12 protein-coding genes are annotated in these 14649 nt (G+C 57.5%); 9 read left to right on the top strand and 3 right to left on the bottom strand.

The window, feature by feature from the left end; translation table 11 throughout:
* The first annotated feature begins 42 nt into the window (after positions 1-42).
* Positions 43-2064: an NADPH-dependent 2,4-dienoyl-CoA reductase gene (locus tag LA04_RS19030; RefSeq protein ID WP_047652760.1), complete on the top strand. Its 2022-nt coding sequence runs from the start codon at positions 43-45 to the stop codon at positions 2062-2064.
* Here LA04_RS19030 and rlmG read toward each other — a convergent pair.
* Positions 2061-3197: a 23S rRNA (guanine(1835)-N(2))-methyltransferase RlmG gene (gene rlmG, locus LA04_RS19025; RefSeq protein ID WP_047652759.1), complete on the bottom strand. Its 1137-nt coding sequence runs from the start codon at positions 3195-3197 to the stop codon at positions 2061-2063. The genes LA04_RS19030 and rlmG overlap by 4 nt on opposite strands.
* An 83-nt stretch (positions 3198-3280) precedes the next feature.
* Here rlmG and LA04_RS19020 point away from each other — a divergent pair, with 83 nt between their 5' ends.
* From LA04_RS19020 to sstT, 4 genes are all read left to right on the top strand, one after another.
* Complete coding sequence (locus tag LA04_RS19020; RefSeq protein ID WP_047652758.1) at positions 3281-3784, top strand: YgjP-like metallopeptidase domain-containing protein; 504 nt, start codon at positions 3281-3283, stop codon at positions 3782-3784.
* Positions 3785-3854: 70 nt separating this feature from the next.
* Positions 3855-4853: a Gfo/Idh/MocA family protein gene (locus LA04_RS19015; RefSeq protein WP_047652757.1), complete on the top strand. Its 999-nt coding sequence runs from the start codon at positions 3855-3857 to the stop codon at positions 4851-4853.
* A 250-nt stretch (positions 4854-5103) separates the two neighbouring features.
* Positions 5104-6072, top strand: coding sequence for a TerC family protein (locus tag LA04_RS19010; RefSeq protein WP_023309283.1), 969 nt, complete (start codon positions 5104-5106; stop codon positions 6070-6072).
* 218 nt (positions 6073-6290) lie between these two features.
* Positions 6291-7532 (top strand): serine/threonine transporter SstT, encoded by a 1242-nt coding sequence (sstT, locus tag LA04_RS19005; RefSeq protein ID WP_047652756.1) that lies wholly within the window; start codon positions 6291-6293, stop codon positions 7530-7532.
* A gap of 92 nt (positions 7533-7624) precedes the next feature.
* Here the strand turns inward: sstT and LA04_RS19000 are convergent, their stop codons facing one another.
* Positions 7625-9112 carry a UxaA family hydrolase gene (locus LA04_RS19000; RefSeq protein WP_047652755.1) on the bottom strand — a complete coding sequence of 496 codons (1488 nt, stop codon included), beginning with the start codon at positions 9110-9112 and terminating at the stop codon, positions 7625-7627.
* A 17-nt stretch (positions 9113-9129) separates the two neighbouring features.
* Positions 9130-10542, bottom strand: coding sequence for a glucuronate isomerase (uxaC, locus tag LA04_RS18995; RefSeq protein ID WP_047652754.1), 1413 nt, complete (start codon positions 10540-10542; stop codon positions 9130-9132).
* A 475-nt stretch (positions 10543-11017) separates the two neighbouring features.
* On the opposite strand from uxaC, the gene LA04_RS18990 reads away from it, so the two are divergent.
* The 4 genes from LA04_RS18990 (at position 11018) to mzrA (ending at position 14601) form a co-directional block, all read left to right on the top strand.
* Positions 11018-12316 (top strand): MFS transporter, encoded by a 1299-nt coding sequence (locus LA04_RS18990; RefSeq protein WP_023333537.1) that lies wholly within the window; start codon positions 11018-11020, stop codon positions 12314-12316.
* Between the two features lie 115 nt (positions 12317-12431).
* A complete protein-coding gene (gene exuR / locus LA04_RS18985) occupies positions 12432-13208 on the top strand; it encodes a transcriptional regulator ExuR (RefSeq protein ID WP_023309288.1) in 777 nt (258 codons plus the stop codon).
* Positions 13209-13552: 344 nt separating this feature from the next.
* Positions 13553-14215, top strand: a complete 663-nt coding sequence (yqjA, locus tag LA04_RS18980) for a DedA family general envelope maintenance protein YqjA (RefSeq protein WP_047652753.1) — start codon at positions 13553-13555, stop codon at positions 14213-14215.
* Positions 14216-14217: 2 nt separating this feature from the next.
* The gene (mzrA, locus tag LA04_RS18975; protein ID WP_047652752.1) at positions 14218-14601 is read left to right on the top strand and encodes an EnvZ/OmpR regulon moderator MzrA; all 384 of its coding nucleotides are present in this window, start codon (positions 14218-14220) and stop codon (positions 14599-14601) included.
* Positions 14602-14649: the final 48 nt, after the last annotated feature.

Genomic DNA, 14649 nt, shown 5'->3' with positions numbered 1-14649 from the left:
CTCATCCGACCACATAACAATAATTTTACATTGGAAGAGACTATGAGCCGCTACCCGTCGTTATTCGCCCCCCTCGATCTGGGGTTCACTACCCTCAAAAACCGCGTGTTGATGGGCTCGATGCACACGGGGCTGGAGGAGCATCCGGACGGGGCCGAGCGTCTGGCGGCCTTCTATGCCGAGCGCGCCCGCCACGGGGTAGCGCTGATTGTCACCGGCGGCGTAGCCCCGGCTCCTTCCGGCGTGGGCATGGAGGGCGGCGCGGTCCTGAACGATGCGTCACAGCTGCCGCACCACCGCATTGTGACCGACGCGGTACACCGCGAGGGCGGAAAAATCGCCCTGCAAATCCTGCATACCGGGCGCTACAGCTACCAGCCGAACCTGGTCGCGCCGTCGGCCATTCAGGCGCCGATCAACCGCTTTAAACCTCACGCCCTCAGCCACGATGAGATCCTGGCGCTGATCGACGACTTTGCCCGCTGCGCGGCGCTGGCGCGTGAGGCAGGCTACGACGGCGTGGAGGTGATGGGCTCAGAAGGCTATCTGATTAACGAGTTTCTCGCCGCCCGCACTAACCAGCGCGATGACGAATGGGGCGGCGACTATGCCCGCCGGATGCGCTTTGCCGTGGAGGTGGTGCGCGCGGTGCGCGAACGTGCGGGCGCGGACTTTATTATCGTCTTCCGTCTCTCGATGCTCGATCTGGTAGAGGGCGGCGGCACGTTCGACGAGACCGTGCAGCTGGCGCAGGCGATTGAAGCCGCAGGCGCCACCATTATCAACACCGGCATCGGCTGGCACGAGGCGCGCATCCCGACTATCGCCACGCCGGTGCCGCGCGCGGCGTTCAGCTGGGTAACACGGAAGCTGAAAGGCAAAGTCTCTGTTCCGCTGGTCACCACCAACCGCATTAACGATCCGCAGGTGGCGGACGATGTGATTTCGCGCGGCGACGCCGATATGGTGTCGATGGCGCGTCCGTTCCTGGCGGATGCCGAACTGTTGTCCAAAGCGCAAAGCGGCCGTGCGGACGAGATTAATACCTGCATCGGCTGCAACCAGGCCTGTCTGGATCAGATCTTCGTCGGGAAGGTCACCTCCTGTCTCGTGAACCCGCGCGCCTGCCATGAAACCAAAATGCCGATCGTTCCGGCGGTCAATAAAAAGCGCCTGGCCGTGGTGGGCGCAGGCCCGGCGGGCCTGGCGTTTGCGGTGAATGCCGCCTCGCGAGGCCACAGCGTGACGCTGTTTGATGCGCTGGCGGAGATTGGCGGGCAGTTTAATATCGCCAAACAGATCCCCGGCAAAGAGGAGTTCTATGAAACCCTGCGCTACTACCGCCGGATGATCGACCTGACGGGCGTCGAGCTGCGGCTTAACCAGTTTGTGAATGCGGCAGACCTGATCGGTTTCGATGAAGTGATCCTGGCGAGCGGGATCGTCCCGCGCACGCCTGCGATCGAGGGTATCGATCATCCGAAGGTGTTGAGCTATCTGGATGTATTGCGTGACAAAACGCCGGTCGGCGAGAAGGTGGCGATTATCGGCTGCGGCGGGATCGGCTTTGATACCGCCATGTACTTAAGCCAGCCGGGCGAGGCCACCAGCCAGAACATTGCCGAGTTTTGCGTGGAATGGGGTATCGACACCAGCCTGAGCCAGTCCGGCGGGCTACGCCCGGAAGGGCCGCAGCTGCCGAAAAGCCCGCGCCAGATCGTGATGCTGCAGCGCAAGGCCAGCAAGCCGGGCGAAGGGCTGGGCAAAACCACGGGATGGATCCACCGTGCCACCCTGCTCTCTCGCGGGGTGAAGATGATCCCGGCGGTAAGCTACGAGAAGATCGACGATGAGGGGCTGCACGTCACGATCGGCGGCGAACCGCAGCTGCTGCGCGTGGATCATGTGGTTTTATGTGCCGGACAGGAGCCGAAACGGGATCTGGCGGATCCGCTGCGCGAAGCCGGTAAAACGGTGCATCTGATTGGCGGGTGCGACGTGGCGATGGAGCTGGATGCGCGACGCGCAATTGCGCAGGGCACCCAGCTTGCACTGATGATTTAGCGACGACGACCCAGCTTCACGGATTTCAGCACCACGAATTTGTTGTTGGTGGCAATCGTGACGCAGTTGCCGAAAATCTTCTTCAGCTTGTGGAAGTAGTCCAGATGGCGGTTAGCCACGATATAAAGCTCGCCGTTGATTTTCAGGCAGCGGCGCGCGTGGTGGAACATCTCCCACGCGACGTTATCCGTCAGGGCGTGCTTCTGGTGGAACGGCGGGTTGCAGAACACGGCGTTGAAGCGGAACGGCTCGACGCCGGACAGCGCGTTGTTGATCATAAACTCGCAGCGGTCCAGCGCTTCCGGTATGTTGGTTTCCACGTTCAGACGGCTGGAGGCCACCGCCATCGGCGACTCGTCGCTGAACACCACGCTGGCGTCCGGGTTCTTCGCCAGCAGCGTCAGGCCAATCACGCCGTTACCGCAGCCCAGATCGACAATCTCACCTTCCAGATTTTCCGGCAGATGTTCCATAAAGAAACGCGCCCCGATATCCAGCCCGGTGCGGGAGAAGACGTTCGCATGGTTGTGGATGGTCCAGTCGGTGCCTTCCAGCTTCCAGCTCAGGGTTTCCGGCGCGTCGGCCAGCTCCGGCGCGCTGAAGGTGCAGTTGATCAGGCGCGCTTTTTTCCACGCCAGCGTGGTGGTGGTTGGGCCGAGGACCTTCTCGAACAGCTCCAGCGTCGAAGTGTGAATATCGCGCGCTTTAGCGCCCGCGATAATACGCGTTTCCGGCGTCACCACTTTACGCAGGGCGCGCAGCTGCTGCTCCAGCAGCGCCATGGTTTTAGGCACTTTGATCAGCACCACGCCCGGCGCCTGCGGGTAGTCCGCGGTGCTGTCGAGGAACTTGACGCTCGACTCTTCGAGGTCGTTATGGCGCAGGTTTTCACGCGTCGCCAGCTCGCTCAGGTAGGAATCGCCGATGCTGTACGGCGTGTGCTCCACCAGGGCGCAGCCCAGCGCGCCAAAGGCGTCATTCAGGATCAAAACCGGGCCGCGGATTTCAGTCTCATCCAACTGCTGCAGCAGATATTCATCCGCCGCTTCCCACGCCATGAGCGGGTTAACGTCGTCCGTTTCCGGGAAACGTTTAAGGTTGAGTGAACGGAAACCGTTGTCTAAGTGGCTCATCGGCCCTCCTGAATGGTAAAATTTGGCGTATCCCTGAAAAGGGTGCGTGAGTATACCCGTTTTATTGTCGATTTGGGGCGTTGATGAACCAACTTACTTATCTCCTGGGCTATCCGGAGCATTTACTGACTCAGGTTCGCAACCTGATTGCCGAGCAGAAGCTCGGCGCGGTGCTGGAAAAACGCTATCCCGGCACGCATGATTTCGCGACCGATAAGGCCCTTTGGCAGTATACGCAGGATCTGAAAAGCCGGTATCTGAAGAGCGCGCCGCCGATCAACAAGGTGATGTACGATAACAAGATCCACGTTCTGAAAAACGCGCTCGGCCTGCACACGGCGATTTCCCGAGTGCAGGGCGGCAAGCTGAAAGCGAAGGCTGAAATCCGCGTCGCGACGGTTTTCCGTAACGCGCCGGAAGCCTTTCTGCGGATGATCGTGGTGCACGAACTGGCGCACCTGAAAGAGAAAGAGCACGACAAAGCGTTCTATTCCCTGTGCTGCCACATGGAGCCGCAATACCACCAGCTGGAGTTTGATACTCGTCTGTGGCTTACGCATTTATCGTTAAATGGTAATGCGGAATAGCGCACGCGAATTGTCATGATGACGTGCTACAGTGGCTAAAGGTTCCCCGCTACGGAGTACGTAAACGTTTATGATACGTTTCGCAGTCATTGGAACGAACTGGATCACGCGCCAGTTCGTCGACGCCGCCCACGAAACCGGCAAACTGAAACTTACCGCAGTCTATTCCCGCAGCCTTGAGCAGGCGCAGAGTTTTGCCAACGATTACCTCGTTGAGCATCTCTTCACCTCGCTTGATGAGATGGCGCAAAGCGACGCCATTGACGCGGTGTATATCGCCAGCCCGAACTCCCTGCACTTCCCGCAAACGAAGCTGTTCCTCAGCCATAAAAAGCATGTGATTTGCGAGAAGCCGCTGGCGTCAAATATTGAGGAAGTGGAAGCGGCCATTGCGCTTGCCCGCGAAAACCAGGTGGTGCTGTTCGAAGCGTTCAAAACCGCCAGCCTGCCGAATTTCCTGCTGCTGCAGCAGTCCCTGCCGAAAATTGGCAAGGTGCGTAAAGCCTTTATCAACTACTGCCAGTACTCGTCGCGCTACCAGCGCTATCTGGACGGCGAGAATCCGAACACCTTTAACCCGGCCTTCTCGAACGGCTCGATTATGGATATCGGTTTCTATTGCCTGGCCTCTGCCGTGGCCCTGTGGGGCGAACCGCACGGCGTCAGTGCGCAAGCCAGCCTGCTGGAGAGCGGCGTGGATGCGCACGGTGTAGCGGTGCTGGACTACGGTGATTTTAGCGTCACGCTGCAGCACTCCAAAGTCAGCGATTCCGTGCTGCCGAGCGAAATTCAGGGCGAAGCGGGCTCGCTGGTTATCGAGAAGATCTCCGAGTGCCAGAAAGTGAGCTTTGTGCCGCGCGGCGGCAAAGCGCAGGAGCTGACGCAGCCTCAGCATATTAACACTATGCTCTATGAGGCAGAGGTCTTCGCCCGTCTGGTGGAAGACAACGAAGTGAATCACCCTGGCCTCGCGGTGAGCCGCACCACGGCGAAACTGCAAACGGAGATCCGCCGTCAGACAGGCGTGGTATTCCCGGCAGACGGCGTGAGCGCGGAAGTTATCGCGTAAAGCTGTGTAATGAAACGGCGCAGACCATTGACGAAACCAATAGTCTGACATATTTTGTTACCTGCAAAGGGGAGTAACTTCTTCGCCGGTGGATCGTCATTACGATGCGTTAAACGCGCATCCGGTCGCCGGGCAACCTTCATGGTTGTAAGTGAGACCTTGCCGGGAGGCGAGGTCTATGCATAAAAAGCTAACGGCTATCGTCTTCTGACCATGGCCGTTTTTGTTTTTTATGTGTAAGGAAAATAGTATGCATTCTGTCGGCACTCCAATGTTGTGGGGCGGATTCGCGGTTGTCGTGCTCATCATGCTGGCGATCGACCTCTTTTTGCAGGGCCGTCGCGGCGCGCACGGCATGACCATGAAGCAGGCCGCCGCCTGGTCGCTGGTCTGGGTTACCCTTTCCCTGCTGTTCTGTGCCGCCTTCTGGTGGTACCTGGCCTCGACCGAAGGCCGCGCAGTGGCCGACCCTCAGGCGCTCGCCTTCCTCACCGGTTATCTGATTGAAAAAGCCCTGGCGGTTGATAACGTCTTCGTCTGGCTGATGCTGTTCAGCTACTTTGCCGTGCCTGCTGCCCTGCAGCGACGCGTGCTGGTCTACGGCGTGCTGGGCGCGATTATCCTGCGTACCATCATGATCTTCGCCGGCAGCTGGCTGATTACCCAGTTCGAATGGCTGCTGTACGTCTTCGGCGCGTTTCTGCTGTTCACCGGGGTCAAAATGGCGCTGGCGAAAGAGGACGGCTCCGCGATTGGCGATCGCCCGCTGGTTAAGTGGATCCGCGGTCATCTGCGCATGACAGATAAGATTGAGAGCGAGCACTTCTTCGTGCGCAAGAACGGCCTGCTGTTTGCCACTCCGCTGCTGCTGGTACTGATTCTGGTTGAGCTGAGCGACGTGATTTTCGCGGTGGACAGCATTCCGGCGATCTTCGCGGTGACCACCGACCCGTTCATCGTCCTGACCTCAAACCTCTTCGCCATCCTCGGCCTGCGTGCGATGTACTTCCTGCTGGCGGGCGCGGCGGAGCGCTTCTCAATGCTGAAGTACGGTCTGTCGGTGATCCTGGTGTTTATCGGTATCAAGATGCTGATTGTTGATTTCTACCATATCCCGATCGCCATTTCGCTCGGCGTGGTGTTTGGCATTCTGATCGTGACGCTGATTATCAATACCTGGGTTAACCGCCAGCACGATAAGAAGCAGCAGGTGGAGTAATCCCCCTCACCCCGGCCCTCTCCCACAGGGAGAGGGTGAACACACTTTTGTAACGCAGCAGTTAAAAAATATGATGCAACACGTAAAATCCAGCATTTTACGCTTCCTTCCTTTCGCGCATTCCCTATACTCGACCAGGCAAACATTTACTTACATCCGGACATAAATGTGACTAAGAGCACATCAGGATGGAACGCAATTTCACTCAGGAAAAACGTATGAGCACACAATCAAGCGGTCTGTTCGCGCGCCTGGCGCAGGGCAGCCTCGTTAAACAAATTCTGGTCGGGCTGGTGCTGGGTATTCTGCTGGCGATGGTGTCAAAACCTGCGGCGGAGGCCACGGGGCTGCTCGGGACCCTTTTCGTTGGCGCGCTGAAGGCCGTAGCACCGGTACTGGTTCTGATGCTGGTCATGGCGTCGATTGCCAACCACCAGCACGGACAAAAAACCAACATTCGCCCCATTCTGTTCCTGTATCTGCTGGGAACCTTCTCGGCGGCCTTAACGGCCGTGGTGTTTAGTTTCCTGTTCCCGTCCACGCTGCACCTGACCAGCGCGGCCGGTGACATCACGCCGCCATCCGGCATTGTCGAAGTGCTGCGCGGACTGCTGATGAGCATGGTTTCTAACCCCATCACCGCGCTGATGAGCGGAAACTACATTGGCATCCTGGTCTGGGCGATTGGTCTGGGCTTCGCGCTGCGTCACGGTAACGACACCACGAAAAACCTGGTCAACGATCTGTCCAACGCCGTCACCTTTATGGTGAAGCTGGTGATTCGCTTTGCGCCAATCGGCATTTTCGGGCTGGTCTCCTCTACGCTTGCAACCACCGGTTTCGACGCGCTGTGGGGCTATGCGCAGCTGCTGGTTGTGCTGGTCGGCTGTATGCTGCTGGTGGCGCTGGTGATTAACCCGCTGCTGGTGTTCTGGCAGATCCGCCGTAACCCGTATCCGCTGGTGCTGACCTGCCTGCGCGAGAGCGGCGTGTATGCCTTCTTCACCCGCAGCTCTGCGGCGAATATTCCGGTGAACATGGCGCTGGCGGAAAAGCTGAACCTGGACCGCGATACCTATTCTGTATCGATCCCGCTGGGCGCAACCGTGAACATGGCGGGCGCGGCAATCACCATTACCGTGCTGACCCTGGCGGCGGTGCATACGCTGGGCATTCCGGTGGATCTGCCAACCGCGCTGCTGCTGAGCGTCGTGGCGTCGCTGTGTGCCTGTGGTGCATCCGGCGTGGCGGGCGGTTCGCTGCTGCTTATCCCGCTGGCGTGTAATATGTTCGGCATCCCGAACGAGGTTGCAATGCAGGTCGTGGCCGTCGGCTTTATCATCGGCGTACTGCAGGACTCCTGTGAAACCGCGCTGAACTCCTCCACCGACGTGCTGTTTACCGCAGCGGCCTGTCAGGCGGAAGACGCGCGTTTAGCGAAGAACGCCCTGCGAGGTTAACAGCAAAACGGCAACCCTGAGGTTGCCGTTTTTAGTGTTTGTAGCCTCTCTCCGTGGGAGAGGCTCAGGGTGAGGGCATCTGGCCGCACCGATTAAAGCGTCACACCACTCTTAAAGATCGCCAGCTCGCGGAAGTCGTTCTTCTCGTTACAGGTCTGCTTGCCGTTAGCAAATTCCACGATAGTGTCCACGAACTCCGTCAGCAGCTGCGGCATGGCTTTGCCGTGAATCAGCTGTCCCGCATCAAAGTCGATCCAGTGCTTTTTCTTTGCCGCCAGCTCGCTGTTGGTGGCGATTTTCACCGTCGGCACAAAACCGCCGTACGGCGTGCCGCGACCGGTGCTGAACAACACCATATGGCAGCCGGCACCCGCCAGCGCGCTGGTGGCGACCGCATCGTTGCCCGGTGCGCTCAGCAGGTTCAGACCGTGCGTTTTCAGGCGCTCGCCGTAGCGCAGCACGTCCACCACCTGGCTCGCGCCCGCTTTCTGGGTGCAGCCGAGGGATTTCTCTTCCAGCGTGGTGATCCCGCCCGCTTTATTGCCCGGCGACGGGTTCTCGTAAATCGGCTGATTGTGGGCGATGAAGTACTGTTTGAAGTCGTTCACCATGGTGACGGTCTTCTCAAAGGTCTCTTCGTCGCGGCAGTGGCTCATCAGAATACGCTCCGCGCCGAACATTTCAGGCACTTCGGTCAGCACCGTCGTGCCGCCGTTGGCAATCACGTAATCCGAGAAGCGGCCCAGCATCGGGTTGGCAGTAATACCGGAAAGGCCATCAGACCCGCCGCACTCCAGCCCAAACTTCAGCTCGCTCAGCTTGCCCGGCTCGCGCCTGTCGTGACGCATCACCTCATAAAGCTGGTGTAGCTGTTCAACGCCCGCTTCCACTTCGTCGTCCTGATGCTGGCACACCATAAAATGCACGCGCTCAGGATCGAACTCGCCCAGCGTGTCGCGGAAGGCGTCCACCTGATTGTTCTCGCAGCCGAGGCCAATCACCAGCACCGCGCCCGCGTTCGGGTGACGCACCATGTTTTGCAGCATGGTGCGGGTGTTAATGTGGTCGTCACCGAGTTGCGAGCAGCCGTAGGTGTGGCTGAACAGATGCACGCCGTCAGTCCCTTCGGCGTTGTTTGTCTCTTTCAGGAAGCGCGTCTGGACCTGACGCGCAATTCCGTTGACGCAGCCGACGGTCGGGAGGATCCACAGCTCGTTGCGGATCCCCACGTCACCGTTGGCGCGACGGTAGATCTGCACCTCACGATCCGCCGCCTGATGCTCTTCCGCGGGTAAATCAGGTTGATAGCTGTACTCGTCCAGATCGCTCAGATTGGTGCGGGTATTGTGTGAGTGAATGTATTCACCCGGCGCAATATCCGCCAGCGCATGGCCGATGGGCAAACCGTACTTGACCACGTTCTCCCCTTTCGCAATGGGGCGCAGGGCAAACTTGTGTCCACGAACGATCGCCTGACGCAGGGTGACGCTCTGGTTATCAACGGTCACCACGTCGCCTTCAGCGAGATCCGTCAGCGCGACGGCCACGTTATCCAGCGAATGGATTTTGATGTATTGCATATCAACCTCAAACGGCCTTAGTTCAGTTCAATGGCGAAGTAGTCACGCGCATTGTTAAAGCAGATGTTTCTCACCATTTCGCCCAGCAGCTGGATATCCGCTGGCGCTTCGCCCGCGTGTACCCAGCGGCCAATCATCTGGCACAGAATGCGGCGGAAATATTCATGACGGGTATAGGACAGGAAACTGCGGCTGTCGGTCAGCATGCCGACAAAGCGGCTCAGCAGACCCAGCTGGGCAAGCTGCGTCATCTGACGCTCCATACCGTCTTTCTGATCGTTGAACCACCAGCCGGAACCAAACTGCATCTTGCCCGGCATCCCTTCGCCCTGGAAGTTGCCGACCATGGTACCCAGCACTTCGTTATCGCGCGGGTTCAGGCAGTACAGGATGGTTTTAGGCAGCAGATTTTGTTCGTTCTGTTTGCTCAGCAGTTTTGACAGCTCTTCCGCCAGCGGACGGTCGTTGATGGAGTCGAAGCCTACGTCAGCACCGATCAGTTTGAACTGGCGCTGGTTGTTATTGCGCAGCGCGCCAATATGGTACTGCTGTACCCAGCCGCGACGCGCGTATTCCGCACCGAGGAATACCAGCACCGCCGTTTTGAACTGCGCCACTTCGTGCTCGCTTAAGACTTCGCCAGAGAGACGACGCGCCAGAATGCTGTCCAGCTCGGCTTCGTTTGCTTCCGCAAACAGCACCACGTCCAGCGCGTGGTCAGACACTTTACAGCCGTGCGCCGCGAAGTGATCCAGACGTTTGGTCAGCGCGGTTTGCAGATCGGTGAAACGACGGATGTCGGTATCCGACACTTCCGCCAGCTTCGCCATGTAGTCGGTGAAGGTGGCCTGCTCAATGTTGAAGGCTTTGTCCGGGCGCCAGCTTGGCAGCACTTTGATATCGAAAGAGGTGTCTTTCGCGACAACGGCGTGATGTTCCAGGGAGTCAATCGGATCGTCGGTGGTGCCCACCATCTTCACGTTCATCTGCTTCATGATGCCGCGCGCGGAGAAGTTATCCTGCGCCAGCAGCGCGTTGCAGCGATCCCAGATTTCATCCGCGGTCGTTGGGGAGAGCAGCTTGCCGGTGATGCCAAACGGACGGCGGAGCTCAAGATGGGTCCAGTGGTAGAGCGGGTTGCCGATGGTGTGCGGAACGGTTGCCGCCCAGGCGTCAAATTTCTCGCGGTCGGTCGCATCGCCGGTACACAGGCGCTCAGCCACGCCGTTGGTGCGCATGGCACGCCATTTGTAGTGGTCACCCTTCAGCCAGATGTCATACAGGTTTTTGAAGCGATAATTTTCGGCAACCTGCTGCGGCGGTAAATGGCAGTGGTAGTCGAAAATCGGCTGGTCTTTTGCGTATTCGTGGTACAGGCGGCGAGCAAATTCGGTATCTAACAGAAAATCTTCGGTCATAAACGGCGTCATTATCGTCTTCCTCATTACGGGAGCGCAGAAAGCGTATGTTCATATGCTGCAAAGTTATCACACCAATTTCCACCAACCGAAGCTTTTTTCGTGAGTGAGATCAATAAACGCCAACAAATAAATTACCCTCAATGGAGTAAACCCTTCTGCAGACCGCGCCAATTCTGGCTTTGCGCGCGAAGATTAATGCCCCCACAAAGAATCATACATTTGTGATGTCACTCACCTTTTAAAGTTGTATGACAAGTTATCTTTTCGCCGTCGCAAACACTCAGCCGACGGAATGCATTACCGGTGTGAGAGACATCGGGTTTAACGGTACGGATACCGACTTATGCACGCTTACTTATGGCAAGGTTCGGGCCGTTCCGGGACATGCTCCTGGTTACGCCCCTCCCGTTACACAACTGCTCCCGGAAACGGTTGAGAGGTTGCCGTGCTCTGGCGCGGAAATAACATAACGATGAGGTTTTAGATGCGTAAAATTAAAGGGTTACGTTGGTATATGATCGCACTGGTGACGTTAGGCACCGTGCTGGGCTACCTGACGCGTAACACCGTGGCAGCAGCAGCGCCAACGTTGATGGAAGAGCTGCATATCTCCACGCAGCAATACTCCTACATCATTGCCGCCTATTCCGCGGCTTATACCATCATGCAGCCTGTTGCTGGCTATGTGCTGGATATTCTCGGTACCAAAATCGGTTATGCCTTCTTCGCCATCGCCTGGGCAGTGTTCTGCGGCGCAACCGCGTTGGCAGGCAGCTGGGGTGGACTTGCGCTGGCGCGCGGTGCGGTCGGTGCGGCGGAAGCCGCGATGATCCCGGCGGGTCTGAAGGCCAGCTCCGAGTGGTTCCCGGCGAAAGAGCGTTCCATTGCCGTCGGCTACTTCAACGTGGGCTCGTCCATTGGGGCGATGATAGCGCCGCCGCTGGTGGTGTGGGCCATCGTGATGCACAGCTGGCAGATGGCGTTCATCATCTCAGGCGTGCTGAGCTTTGCCTGGGCGATGGCGTGGCTGATTTTCTATAAACACCCGCGCGATCAGAAAAAGCTCTCCGAAGAAGAACGCGAATACATCATTGGCGGTCAGGAAGCGCAGCATCAGACCAACAACGGCAAAAAAATGACCGTCTGGCAGATCCTGGGCACCCGTCAGTTCTGGGGTATCGCTCTGCCGCGTTTCCTGGCTGAACCAGCCTGGGGGACCTTTAACGCGTGGATCCCGCTGTTCATGTTTAAAGTGTACGGCTTTAACCTGAAAGAGATCGCGATGTTCGCCTGGATGCCCATGCTGTTCGCTGACCTGGGCTGTATCGTGGGCGGCTACCTGCCACCGCTGTTCCAGCGCTGGTTTGGCGTGAACCTGATCGTTTCCCGTAAGATGGTGGTGACCATGGGCGCGCTGCTGATGATTGGCCCGGGCATGATTGGCCTGTTCACCAGCCCGTATGTCGCCATTGCCCTGCTGTGCATCGGTGGCTTTGCTCACCAGTCCCTGTCCGGGGCGCTGATAACGCTCTCGTCTGACGTCTTTGGTCGTAACGAAGTGGCAACCGCCAACGGCCTGACCGGCATGGCCGCCTGGACCGCGAGCACCATGTTTGCACTGGTGGTCGGCGCGCTGGCGGATACCATCGGCTTCAGCCCGCTGTTCGCGGTGCTGGCGATCTTCGACCTGATGGGTGCGGTGGTTATCTGGACGGTGCTGAAAAGCAAATCGGCAGAGGAACTGGCGAAAGAGTCCCTCGGGAAACCGGCGACGCAGAGTTAGCGAAAATACGTTTCGCCGAAGCCGCCTCCGGGCGGCTTTTTTAATGGCAAAATCTGGAGAGTGGCACGCAAAAGTGGTATAACAAATCATCTGCCGTACCCTGCCTGGAGCGCATATGGAAATCACCGAACCACGTCGTTTGTATCAACAACTTGCTGCGGAGCTGAAAGATCGCATCGAGCAAGGGGTCTATCTTGTCGGTGATAAACTTCCCGCCGAGCGCTTTATCGCGGATGAAAAAAGCGTGAGCCGCACCGTGGTGCGTGAAGCAATTATCATGCTGGAAGTGGAAGGCTACGTTGAGGTGCGCAAAGGCTCCGGCATTCACGTGATTTCTAATCTGCCGAAACACTCTCCCGTCGCGGATGAAAGTCTTGAATTCGCCAGCTATGGCCCGTTTGAGCTGCTCCAGGCTCGCCAGCTGATCGAAAGCAATATTGCTGAGTTTGCGGCGACGCAGGTGACCAAGCAGGACATCATGAAGCTGATGGAAATCCAGGAGAATGCCCGTAAGGAAAAATGTTTCCGCGATTCAGAGTGGGATCTTCAGTTCCACGTTCAGGTCGCCCTGGCAACCCAAAATACGGCCCTGGCGGCAATCGTAGAAAAAATGTGGACTCAGCGCGTTCACAACCCCTACTGGAAAAAACTGCACGACCATATCGATTCCCGTACCGTCGACAACTGGTGCGACGATCACGACCAAATCCTTAAGGCGCTGATTCGTAAAGATCCGCATGCTGCCAAGCTGGCGATGTGGCAGCACTTGGAAAACACCAAGCAGATGCTGTTCAACGAAACCAGCGATGACTTCGAATTTAACGCTGACCGCTATCTTTTTGCCGATAATCCTGTTGTTCATCTCGATACGGCGTCCAGTGCCGCAAAATAGATGACCTTTCTGCTGGCAGGCGCTACGTTGCGCCTTCCGGCTTCAGTGGGTAAGCAAAACATATATAGTGTCAGCCTTTGTAAATCCCCTCGCTCACTTCCTGGGCTTACGCCAAAATCAACTCACGCCTGCAAATTCTGTGACGCAGAACGTTGGGCTTTGTTACAATTGGATTCAATTCCTTATTTTGTAAGTTAGTGCTTGCTAACCAGCCAATTAACAGGGAACAGTGTTGGCCACACCGCAATGTGTCCGCGAGCGACCATAATGAAATCACAACAATGTCGCCGTGCTGTTTGTCCCGGATAACAGGCGTGACGTTAACCGATTTCCAGGAACACTGAATGGAACTTTTGACCCAACTACTGCATGCCCTCTGGGCGCAGGATTTTGAAACGCTGGCCAACCCTTCCATGATTGGCATGCTCTATTTCGTCTTGTTTATGATCCTGTTCCTTGAGAATGGTTTGCTGCCTGCTGCCTTCCTGCCCGGTGACAGTTTGCTGGTGCTTGTCGGCGTGCTGTGCGCCAAAGGGGCGATGGCGTTTCCACAAACCATTTTATTACTGACCATTGCGGCCAGCCTCGGCTGCTGGGTGAGCTATATCCAGGGACGATGGCTGGGCAATACCCGGATCGTCCAGAACTGGCTCTCTCATCTTCCCGCACATTATCACCAGCGGGCGCACCACCTTTTCCACAAGCACGGGCTTTCCGCACTGCTGATTGGCCGCTTTATCGCCTTTGTTCGCACCCTGTTGCCGACCATTGCCGGTCTGTCAGGGCTGAGCAGCGCGCGCTTCCAGTTCTTTAACTGGATGAGCGGCCTGTTATGGGTGCTTATTCTGACGACGCTGGGCTATGCGCTGGGTAAAACCCCGGTCTTCATGAAATATGAAGACCAGCTAATGTCCTGCCTGATGCTGCTGCCCGTTGTGCTGCTGGTCTTCGGCCTGATTGGCTCACTGGTCGTGCTGTGGAAAAAGAAATACGGAGCCAGAGGCTGACGATGGCTATCTCACCGCTCGCCCTGCGCCGTTTTGCCGTTTCCGTGATTACGCTGATCGTACTCAGCGCCATGCTGCTGGCATGGAGCGCGCTTTCGCATCAGGAATCGACGCTGGCCATCCGCCCGGTAAACCAGGGTGCCAGCGTGCCTGACGGTTTTTCTGTCTGGCATCATCTGGACGCGAACGGGATCCGCTTTAAGAGCATTACCCCGCAGGATGACGTTTTACTGATCAAGTTTGATTCCCGTGCGCAAAGTGCCGCCGCGAAAGTGGTTCTCGACCGCACGCTGCCGCACGGGTATATCATTGCCCAGCAGGAAGATGAGAGTCAGCCAGCTGCCTGGCTCTCATTGATTCGCGATACGTCGCATCGGTTCGGATAACTTCCAGGATTCCGAATCTTTTCACTCACTTTGGTGAATCCCCCGTTT

Source organism: Enterobacter sp. UCD-UG_FMILLET (assembly GCF_000762975.1).
Taxonomy (GTDB): Bacteria; Pseudomonadota; Gammaproteobacteria; order Enterobacterales; family Enterobacteriaceae; genus Enterobacter; species Enterobacter dykesii.
Note: the sequence above shows the minus strand (reverse complement) of the source record. Positions and strands in the feature narration are given on the sequence as shown.

Excerpts from the sequence above, each read along its gene's own strand:
- LA04_RS19020 (WP_047652758.1), top strand. The coding sequence starts at position 3,281 with ATGAACCAACTTACTTATCTCCTGGGCTATCCGGAGCATTTACTGACT.
- LA04_RS19000 (WP_047652755.1), bottom strand. The coding sequence starts at position 9,112 with ATGCAATACATCAAAATCCATTCGCTGGATAACGTGGCCGTCGCGCTG.
- LA04_RS19030 (WP_047652760.1), top strand. The coding sequence starts at position 43 with ATGAGCCGCTACCCGTCGTTATTCGCCCCCCTCGATCTGGGGTTCACT.
- exuR (WP_023309288.1), top strand. The coding sequence starts at position 12,432 with ATGGAAATCACCGAACCACGTCGTTTGTATCAACAACTTGCTGCGGAG.
- LA04_RS19010 (WP_023309283.1), top strand. The coding sequence starts at position 5,104 with ATGCATTCTGTCGGCACTCCAATGTTGTGGGGCGGATTCGCGGTTGTC.
- LA04_RS18990 (WP_023333537.1), top strand. The coding sequence starts at position 11,018 with ATGCGTAAAATTAAAGGGTTACGTTGGTATATGATCGCACTGGTGACG.
- rlmG (WP_047652759.1), bottom strand. The coding sequence starts at position 3,197 with ATGAGCCACTTAGACAACGGTTTCCGTTCACTCAACCTTAAACGTTTC.
- uxaC (WP_047652754.1), bottom strand. The coding sequence starts at position 10,542 with ATGACGCCGTTTATGACCGAAGATTTTCTGTTAGATACCGAATTTGCT.
- LA04_RS19015 (WP_047652757.1), top strand. The coding sequence starts at position 3,855 with ATGATACGTTTCGCAGTCATTGGAACGAACTGGATCACGCGCCAGTTC.
- yqjA (WP_047652753.1), top strand. The coding sequence starts at position 13,553 with ATGGAACTTTTGACCCAACTACTGCATGCCCTCTGGGCGCAGGATTTT.
- mzrA (WP_047652752.1), top strand. The coding sequence starts at position 14,218 with ATGGCTATCTCACCGCTCGCCCTGCGCCGTTTTGCCGTTTCCGTGATT.
- sstT (WP_047652756.1), top strand. The coding sequence starts at position 6,291 with ATGAGCACACAATCAAGCGGTCTGTTCGCGCGCCTGGCGCAGGGCAGC.